Raw genomic sequence first — 9,541 nt, forward strand, 5'->3', positions numbered from 1 at the left:
CACGCTACGTTCAACAAAGGGGAAAGGTATGTTATTAAGAGCTTCAATGCTTCCCCTTTTGTTGGCGCTGTTTTCCTTTAACGCAGCAAGCACACCGCTCACTTGGTTAGATAGAAGCTTCGTCGAAACTGCCTTTTATAACGTCGCACTTCAACATGAATATTCCCAAGGCAACAAGCCACTCGCCAAATGGAAACAACCGATCAAGATTTGGATCGATCACCGCGTCGGTGATGAAGAACTGCATCAAGAGCTCACAGAGCTTCATATCCGACACTTATCCGAAGTCACTCAGCACCCGATAACAATCGTCAGCAAAGAGTCCGAAGCGAACGTCAAATGGATATACACAAGGCAGAGTCAGTGGGTATCTGAGGCGAAATCAGTACTCAAACTCAAATCAACTGAGCATTTAAACAACGCTATTTGCACGGCGGGTTATAGAACAAATTCTAAAGGTGAGATTGTTTACGCTGGGATTGTTATTCCCGTTGATCAAGCAAGATCTCGAGGTAAGCTCGTCGCCTGTATCGTGGAAGAAATCACACAGGTTTTAGGCCTGCCGAATGATTCAGATAAAGCCTACCCTTCTATTTTTAATGACCATACGCCAGAAGACTTATTGTCACCCTTAGATGTAGTGCTACTAAAGCTACTGTATGAGTCGGAATTGAAAGCTGGAGTGACAAAATCTGAAGTAAAACCTATTGTTCGAAAGATACTAAAGCAATACAGCGAAACTGGCGTGCTCCAACAAGCTTCAAAAGCCGCGCAGCAAGCACCGTTGTATCAGTTAATTGGGTACTAATAGAATAACTGGCTACACACAGAAATATTGAGTACTAACGGAATGATCGAGTACTAACGGAATAACTAGCCACGAACAGGAATATTGAGGGCTAACGGAAGAATTGAGTACTAACGGAAATAGGCAGGGACGTTACTTTGTTTGTCTGAACAGCTTAGATGGGAAAATAGAATGATAGCGCTGCCTAAGAAAAGGCAACGCTGACTTACCATTTAACGATATAACAATGTTACGAAAGCATTAGCGCTTAGCAGCCTGCTTTTTCAATTCGAAGTCGAATTCATCCGGGAACAAAATAACACCTTCTTCCTGTTCGTTCGGGAACACAACCACTGCAAGCTCGTCATCTTCTAGACCGTTAGTCCAACGGCTGTGCCATTTGTTCAACGAGATAGACTCAGCTTTACACTCAGACCAATCACCCGTAGCCCAAGATTCAGCAAACTCTTGATTTGGCCATACTGGAACACAGTCTTCATCTTCTGTGTTAAGCATTACACAACCGTGTTCATCGGTTAAGATCCATACTTCACGGTTCGCTACGATTTCTTTCACACAGTACTTTAGGCGTTGCTCGCCCGTATACTTATTGATTTCAGCGATTTTTTTATCGTCTAGCTGTGTAGTCATCTTAATTTCCTACTTTAGTCAGTAACTTTGCTCTTAAAGCTATTTTATGCCGAGAGCTTTTAACTTCAAACATTTTCGATAAAGAAGAAAATCTACTTCAAAGAAAAACGCCTGCTAAATTAGCAGGCGTTTATAATTAAGCGACTTGATTAAACAAGCTCACCCTGTAACCAAGGCCAGCCTTGCTTCTTACGGCTTAATGTATTTTCCATCATTAATACGCCGTCTTTCTCGTGCTTAACCAGTTTATCAGCCCACTCGCCTTTGTATAGAAGGTGAGTTTGTGCAGTAGTGATGTCTGTTAGCATTACCGCAGCAAATGCTAGACCGTCTTTCTCACAACGTTCTTCAAGATCCGCTTCTAGCGCTTCAATCATGCCATCTACTTGCTCAAGAGTCGCAAGCTCAACTTGACCAACAACAACATCACGACCGTTGAATGGGTAGCCTTTAAGGTCTTTTTCTACTAGTTGTGCAGCAGATAGGCCCTCGATGTTTGTCTTAGCGATTAGAAGCGCTTTGATGAATGCATCAACGTCAGTCACGCCAGCGATTTCAGCAAGCTCAGCAACCGCGTCTTTGTCTTTTTGAGTACATGTTGGAGAAGCAAAACCAACCGTGTCTGAAAGAATTGCAGACATCATCAGTTTAGCGATTTGTTGAGAGATAGAGTGACCTTCAATCTTGAACATGTTGAAAAGTACAGTATTTGTACAACCAACAGGCCAAATCCAAGCTTCCATAGGGTTAACTGTCATCGCGTCACCTAAACGGTGGTGATCGACAATACCTACGATCTCAGCTTCAGCAACATCGTCCGGTGCTTGTGCTAGATCTGAGTAGTCTACTAACCAGATTTTTTCACCAGCAACAGAAGTACGAAGTTCTGGTTTTTCAGCACCAGCGACTTCTAGAATGTGTTGAGTTTCGCGGTTGATCTCGCCTTGGCGAATTGGTGTCGCTTCCTCGCCACGAGCTTTAAGAAGCTCTGTTGCAACTAACGCACTACAAATACTGTCACTATCAGGGTTTTTGTGACCAACAACTAAAATCATGTTTCTTCCTATTACACTAACAATTATGACTCTACCTTTAGAGCCTCTCTTTATTAGCCATACTTTACCTCATTTTTTCAGGTTGGTCATGTTTCGTAGGTTTAGCCAATGGTAACAATAGATAAAAAAACAACAAATGCAATTGATAATTATTATCATTCGTATATATTTATCTTAAGCCACTAATTTTGAGTAACACCTATGGATCGACTAATCTCTTTTTTGCCAAGCAGTAGCGCTGCGAAAACAACTCAGTTTTCACTGTCATTTAAGCGCCTGCTTTTACCTATTTCACTTGCAGCTTTAGTGATGGCGCCTGCCACGCGAGAATTGACGGTCACTACCTTGTCAGACGCCTTTTGGGCCGTGTCTTGTTATGTTGCTTTGACCTTAGCGATTTACCACGGGTTAAGCCTGTATATCAACAAAGATAACGTCTTCAATAAGCTCGTCCATCAATCCCGTTCAAACCAAGTTGTATTAGCTGCACTTATGGGGGCGCTACCCGGCTGTGGCGGTGCGATCGTGGTTACCACACAATTTATCTCGGGCAAACTTGGATTCGGCGCAGTTGTTGCAGTGCTCGTCTCAACCATGGGCGATGCAGCCTTCCTGCTCATTGCAAGCGAGCCCAAGACTGGTTTAGCCATGATGGCGATGGGCGTGATTGTCGGAACTACGTCAGGTCGCATCATTAACTTGTTTCACGCAGACGACTTCTTACGCCCAAAAAAATCAGAGAAAAATGAAGCGGTGAGCAGCTGTGCTTCTCAATCTCAAGACAAAGAAGCAGTATCGAAAAAAGCGATCAACCTGCAAGGCTATCTATGGTCTGTACTCATTATTCCAGGTGCTGCGGTTGCCCTACTTGGCTCTTTTCAAGTGGATGTGAATGAGTTGCTCGCTTTGCCCGAACTGTCGATGGAATGGGCAGGCACTATTTTGCTGATTAGCTCGATGTTTCTATGGGGTCTCACCCGTGAAATTGAAGATTACAAATCAGCCGTCAGTGAAGACGAGAAATGTGTAGGCTCTCATCCATTACAAAAAACGGCTCAAGATACTAACTTCGTTACTGCATGGGTGGTGGTTGCTTTTCTTTTCTTCGAATTTGGCTCTGTGATAGCAAATGTCGATTTTGCGACGCTATTCTCAAGCTGGGGCATGATGCTCCCCCTGGCGGGAGTGTTGATGGGCTTGCTACCGGGGTGTGGTCCGCAATTGCTGGTCACTAGCCTGTACCTTTCTGGTGCACTGCCACTGTCAGCTCAGGTAGGTAACGCAATTTCGAATGACGGTGATGCGCTATTTCCTGCAATTGCGATGGCACCGAAAGCCGCTCTTGTTGCGACCTTGTATTCCAGTGTTCCCGCTTTGATTTGTGCATACGGTTACTGGTTTATGTTCGAACTTTAGGCTTACGTTCGAAGCTTAAGTTTATAATTGAAGCTTAGGTTTATATCCGAGGCTTAAGCTTTTATTCAAGGCTCAGGTTTATCTTCAAGGTTTTAGCTTTACTCCATAGGTTTCTATTAGGTCGGTACTTTGTATCGGCCTTTTTGTTTCCGTCTGCCTAAGCCCTTACAACAGGTTCTTTGTACATTCCCTTCATGCTTCATGCTTCTACAGCCTACCTCAAACAGCACGTTACAGCTGGTCTCAAAAACGCCCCTCTTGGCGCTATTACAATGCTTAGTTAGAAATCCCAACACGTACACTAGAAAAACAAAAAGCCCCTGTAAGAGTACTTACAGGGGCTTTAATTCAAGCTTTAGTCTTGGTTCTTAAGTACAAGACTTAAGAAACTTCGATTGGACCACCGAATGAAGTTACTGGAGGCAGTTTGCCTTGGAACTTCTCGAAGTTAACCAAACATGTGTTTGCTGACGTTGCTTGAGCAAGTTCAGACGTACCGATATCTTGAGTTAGTGTGTTTGGATCGCCGTATGTATCTAGCGCACCCACTTTCTCGTTGATCGGGCCGTACCAAGCACCTTCTTCGATACGAACAACACCAGGAGCGTAGCTATCCATTAGAACAGCACCTGCTAGTAGTTGACCACGATCGTTGAACACACGTACTACATCGCCATCTTTGATGCCTTTCTTCTTAGCATCGACTGGGTTGATGTAGATAGGCTCACGGCCTTGTACCGCGTAAGTCGCACGCCACTCTTCAGATTCACACATCTGAGAGTGAAGACGCTTGTCTGGGTGACAAGATTGTAGCCAGTACGGATGTTTGTCAGAGCCTGGACCACCGTGTGAACGTTCAGATTTCTCAAACCACATAGGGTGTTCTTGACAGTGCTCGTAACCCATGTTGCCAACAGTACGGCTTGTGATTTCGATGAAACCAGAAGGCGTACCTAGTGCGTTGATCTCTGGATCTTCACGGAATGAAGCGTGACGAGTCCATGGCTTACCTTTACCGAAGTCTAGGAAACCTTTCTCCCAGAACTCAGCAAACTCAGGCATTTCGAAGCTGCCTTCGTTTGATGCACGACATTCGTCATACAGAGATTTAACCCACTGCATTTCGTCCATACCACGCGTATAATCGTCGTAACGACCCCAACGCTTAGTTAGGCTAGACATAATCTCGAAGTCAGTTTTAGACTGGAACAGAGGATCCACTAGTTTGTGCATCGCGATCAAACCACGACCAGAGTACGCGCCGTAACCATCAATATCGTTACGTTCCCACTGAGTACATGCAGGAAGCACGATATCAGAGTGACGACAAGTTGCAGTCCAAGCGAAATCAACAGCCACTACAGTTTGTAGGCTCTTGAATGCTTTACGCATCTTGTTGCGATCTTGGTGGTGGTGCCACGGGTTATTACCACTGAATACCATCATCTTGATATCAGGTAGTGTTACCGTTGAACCGTTCGCTTTGATCTTCTTACCTGGCTCTAGCAAACTATCTACCCAACGAGCAACAGGGATTACACGGCTGTAACCGTTGTAATCAGTGTTAGTGTGCTTAGGCGATTGACCTTGGTCGATGTTCAACGGGAATGAACCCGGAGCAGCGAAGCCAGTTGAAGAAACACCGATACCAGAGTAATGGTGACCGTAAGAGATACCACCGCCAGGTAAACCGATTTGGCCAATCATTGCTGCGATAACGGCACACATCCAGTAAGGCTGCTCACCGTGTTGTTGACGTTGGATACTCCAACCGACAAGAATCTGCGTACGACCGTTAACCAGCATCTTAGCGAATTCACGGATAGAGTCCGCGCTTGCGCCACAGATAGCCGAAGCCCACTCTGGTGTCTTCTCAACTTTATCTTTCGTTTCACCTTGAACGTACTTGATAAAGTCTTCAAAACCTAGACAGTAAGTTTCGATGAACTTCTTGTCGTATAGATCTTCGTTGTAAAGAACGTGAGCAACACCAAGCATGAACGCCACATCAGTTTGTGGGTTGATGTACATTTGCTCGTTTTCTAGGTAACGGCCTGTTTTGTTTTTAACAGGGTCAACAGAAACAACGTTGATCTCTTTCTTAGCAACTTTTTCTTTCAGCTGTTCTAAGTATGCGAATGACTCGTGAGTCTCACATGTCCAACCTACTTGCAGGTTTTTAACTGGATCGTTACCCCAAAGAACAATGTTGTCACTGTTTTCTAGGATAAGTTCCCAAGATGTACCTTGTGCGTAAACTTCAGTAGAACCTAGCACGTAAGGCATGATCGTTTGACCAGCACCTGTTGAGTAGTCACCGATTTTCTTCACAGAGTAACCATGAAGTGCCATTGCACGTTGCATATGGTTAGTACAGCTGTGGAACTGACCCGTTTGTCTCCAACCAGTTTGACCTGTGTGAAGCGCCCATGGACCGTAATCTTTCTGTACGCGCTCTAGTTCGCGGTAAACAAGGTCTAGTGCCTCATCCCAAGTCACACGAATAAAACGGTTGTTACCACGCGTGTCTGCGCTGTATTTATGCTTCTTCAACCAATCTAGGCGAACCATTGGGTAACGCACACGTGATGGGCTGTAGATAATACCTTTAATACCTTTCAACATCTCAGTTGGGTGTTGATCGATTTCTAGAGGTTTAATCTCTTGTACTTTACCCGCATAAACGCGAGCTCGGAATGCACCCCAGTGAGAACCAGAGACTTTCCACGCGCCGTCTGTTTCTGCTGCAGACACTGATGCCGACGCCAATAAGCTTGGACCGATAACCGATGCCGCACTTGTAGTCGCGACACCTTTCAGAAAACTTCTTCTTGTAATTGCCATTGTGTTACTCCAATTGACGTCTTATTAGTGATGGCCTTCAGAAAAATCTGATGAGTGCTTCTGTAGATACTTAAGAACAAGTGCTTCTGTATCTGTATCGAAGTTAACGAATGCAATCATACCATCTAACATGCCTACCCAACCGTTAGCGCTGAAGTGAGCTTCATCTGGCTGTGAGTGACACGTTGAACAGTTAGATTGGTACGCTTGACCCGCTGCGTTCCAGATTGGATCGAAGTTATCAACCATAGACTCTTTCTTCATCCAAAGTGCTAGGTTAACTTCTTCCCATGGAAGGCCAGTAAGCTCATCTTCTTTCTTCTCACCAACAGTGATAACGTCACTTTGAGATACTTCTTTGGTCAAGATTGCAGTTGAGATATTCATACCGAAGTCTTCTTGGATTACACGTCCGAAGCCTTTGGCTTTACGCCAACCATCGATTTGAATCTTGATCATGTCGCCTTTTTCGTCGATAACCGCAACTTTACTTGCAGGGCTGAGTAGACCCGCTTCAACTGTTGCTGTTTCATCTGTGTACATTGGGAGGTGACGAATAGAGATCACGTCAGAACCATTTGCGTAAGATGTGCTGCTTGCTACATTTTCTAGCTCGCCAACAATACCGCTTGCTGATGCCATATCCATTGGAAGGTTGTGAGCAATACCTTTGTGACAGTCAACACAGCTTTGATCACGTTCTGCTGCATTCTTCATCTGGATACGCGCTGTTGGGCGCATGTTCTCGAAGTCCATTGAATCGTAGTTGTGACAGTTTTTACACTCTAGAGATTTGTTCGAAGAGAAACGATCCCATTCGTGTTTAGCCAGTTCGATACGACGAGCTTCGAATTTCTCAGGTGTATCTAGGTCACCAAATACTTGAGCGAAGACTTCTTTAGATGCTTGCATCTTACGAGCGATTTTTGCTGTCCATTCATGTGGAACGTGACAGTCAGGACAAGTAGCACGTACACCAGAAGTGTTTTTCCAGTGAACCGTTTCTTGTAGTTCTACGTACACGTTGTCACGCATGGTGTGACAACTTACACAGAACTCTTCTGTATTTGTGTGCTCTAGAGCTGTGTTAAAACCGCCCCAGAAAATAACACCGGCGATAAAGCCACCCATAGTTAGTACACCAAGACTGATGTGTACTGCAGGGCGAGTCATTGTGCGCCATAATTTAACTAAAAATGATTTCATGTTTAGCTCTCTTAAATATTGATTTTAAAAAATGTTGTTACTAGAGGGCATTACATGCCGCCGTGAGCACCAGGAGGTCCAAATACAAACACTTGCAGTGCCCAAACTAGGAAGCCGTAACCGCCTACAAAAGCCACACTTAATATTGGAAAGAGAACCACTGCAATGAAGAGGAATGACTTCCACTCCAACGAGCGTTTTTCGCCAGTTTCAATTTTATTAACATCACTCATACATTTTGCCTATTTTGTATTTAGTAATTTCGAGTAGCTCATTCTAAGGAGCTAAAGTTCTTGAGTATCTAACAACAAATTTTAGACCATACACAAAGTAGGGTTCAATCAAATCTCTTGTTATAACCCTTGCTAATCAATACTTTTTTGAGGTCATCCAAACTTGTTTTCAGTTAAACAAACTTATTAAAAAGTATTAACAAATGTGAAGAATTAAGTATATTTCACAAATGTTAAAAACCAACACTCGCGCAACTATTTGACAACCGATTTTAACTTTTTACCTACTAAGTAGTAGCCAAAAAAGCCTCAAACAACCACTATTTTGTGTTTTGTTTGTTAAATAATTGATCGTTTTTCGAATCAATGACTTTGCAGTTGAAATGCATCATTTGGCACTTTCAGATATGATATAAGCCTTATTAAAAGGAAGCATTATGCAAGACGTTATTGATATATCTTGGTGGCAATTATTGTTTTTCAGTTCACTTCTCTTGCTACCAATTGTAATCAACCACAAGCTAAAACTTGGCCTTGGCAAAGAGGCTTCTATCAGCATCATTCGCATGACTGTTCAGCTATTTCTGGTTGGCCTCTACCTAGAATACCTGTTCACTTTGAATAGCTTGTGGGTCAATTTACTATGGTTATTTACGATGATTATCGTTGGGGCAAGCTCGATTGTTGAAAAATCCAAGTTACCGCGAAACCTCTTGTTAGTCCCTGTCGCTGTGAGCCTAGCGGTAACCTGTGTACCCATTGTCTTGTTTATCTGCTTATTCATCATTAAACCAACACCGGTTTTTAACGCGCAGTACTTAATCCCTATTGCAGGGATGCTGTTAGGTAATAGCTTAAGCAGTAACATCGTGGCATTACAGAACTTGTTCGGTGCTTTTGAAACGCAGAAATCAGAGTACGAAGCGGCTATCGCTTTAGGTGCCTCTCCTTCCTATGCTGCAGCGCCTTTTGTGCGTAATGCGATACAGAAAGCGATGTCTCCTATTATGGCCTCAATGGCAACCACAGGCTTGGTAACGCTACCAGGAATGATGACAGGACAAATCTTAGGGGGTGCTTCACCAATGATCGCAATTAAGTATCAGCTGATGATCATGTTGGCTATTTTCGTGATGATGAGCTGCTCCTTAGCGCTTGCGCTTCACCTATCATTAAAGACTTCCTTGACCAAAGAAGGGCGAGTTCTCGCTCAAATACAGCCTTCAAAATAACCTCCCGACTCCTCTTAGATCTGGTTACTCACTGAATTTGATACAGGTTATCCACAGAAATTGTGGATAACCAAATCAATATAGATCCTTTTTTGTCCATTTCGGCTCGAGCAAAGA

General features: G+C 43.8%; 8 protein-coding genes. 3 read left to right on the plus strand and 5 right to left on the minus strand.

Annotated elements, in window-relative coordinates; genetic code table 11:
• The first annotated feature begins 28 nt into the window (after positions 1-28).
• Positions 29-808 carry a DUF2927 domain-containing protein gene (locus tag AACR09_RS11430; protein ID WP_193834994.1) on the plus strand — a complete coding sequence of 260 codons (780 nt, stop codon included), beginning with the start codon at positions 29-31 and terminating at the stop codon, positions 806-808.
• A gap of 240 nt (positions 809-1,048) precedes the next feature.
• Here AACR09_RS11430 and AACR09_RS11435 read toward each other — a convergent pair whose 3' ends face one another.
• Positions 1,049-1,438 carry a DUF2750 domain-containing protein gene (locus AACR09_RS11435; protein ID WP_004734596.1) on the minus strand — a complete coding sequence of 130 codons (390 nt, stop codon included), beginning with the start codon at positions 1,436-1,438 and terminating at the stop codon, positions 1,049-1,051.
• A gap of 149 nt (positions 1,439-1,587) precedes the next feature.
• Positions 1,588-2,493 (minus strand): manganese-dependent inorganic pyrophosphatase, encoded by a 906-nt coding sequence (locus AACR09_RS11440; protein WP_004734595.1) that lies wholly within the window; start codon positions 2,491-2,493, stop codon positions 1,588-1,590.
• A 201-nt stretch (positions 2,494-2,694) separates the two neighbouring features.
• Between AACR09_RS11440 and AACR09_RS11445 the strand changes: the two genes are divergently transcribed.
• Positions 2,695-3,909 (plus strand): putative manganese transporter, encoded by a 1,215-nt coding sequence (locus AACR09_RS11445; RefSeq protein ID WP_193834995.1) that lies wholly within the window; start codon positions 2,695-2,697, stop codon positions 3,907-3,909.
• A 381-nt stretch (positions 3,910-4,290) separates the two neighbouring features.
• Here the strand turns inward: AACR09_RS11445 and torA are convergent, their stop codons facing one another.
• Genes torA through torE form a run of 3 tightly spaced genes read right to left on the minus strand, consistent with a single transcriptional unit; the run spans position 4,291 to position 8,192 of the window.
• Positions 4,291-6,753 (minus strand): trimethylamine-N-oxide reductase TorA, encoded by a 2,463-nt coding sequence (gene torA, locus AACR09_RS11450; RefSeq protein ID WP_193834996.1) that lies wholly within the window; start codon positions 6,751-6,753, stop codon positions 4,291-4,293.
• 24 nt (positions 6,754-6,777) lie between these two features.
• Positions 6,778-7,959, minus strand: a complete 1,182-nt coding sequence (gene torC, locus AACR09_RS11455) for a pentaheme c-type cytochrome TorC (RefSeq protein ID WP_009848788.1) — start codon at positions 7,957-7,959, stop codon at positions 6,778-6,780.
• A 50-nt stretch (positions 7,960-8,009) separates the two neighbouring features.
• A complete protein-coding gene (gene torE, locus AACR09_RS11460) occupies positions 8,010-8,192 on the minus strand; it encodes a trimethylamine N-oxide reductase system protein TorE (protein WP_008222628.1) in 183 nt (60 codons plus the stop codon).
• A 437-nt stretch (positions 8,193-8,629) separates the two neighbouring features.
• Between torE and AACR09_RS11465 the strand changes: the two genes are divergently transcribed.
• Positions 8,630-9,424, plus strand: a complete 795-nt coding sequence (locus AACR09_RS11465) for an ABC transporter permease (protein WP_004734590.1) — start codon at positions 8,630-8,632, stop codon at positions 9,422-9,424.
• Positions 9,425-9,541 lie beyond the last annotated feature (117 nt).

The organism is Vibrio sp. OPT20 (assembly GCF_963889365.1).
Lineage (GTDB): Bacteria > Pseudomonadota > Gammaproteobacteria > Enterobacterales > Vibrionaceae > Vibrio > Vibrio splendidus.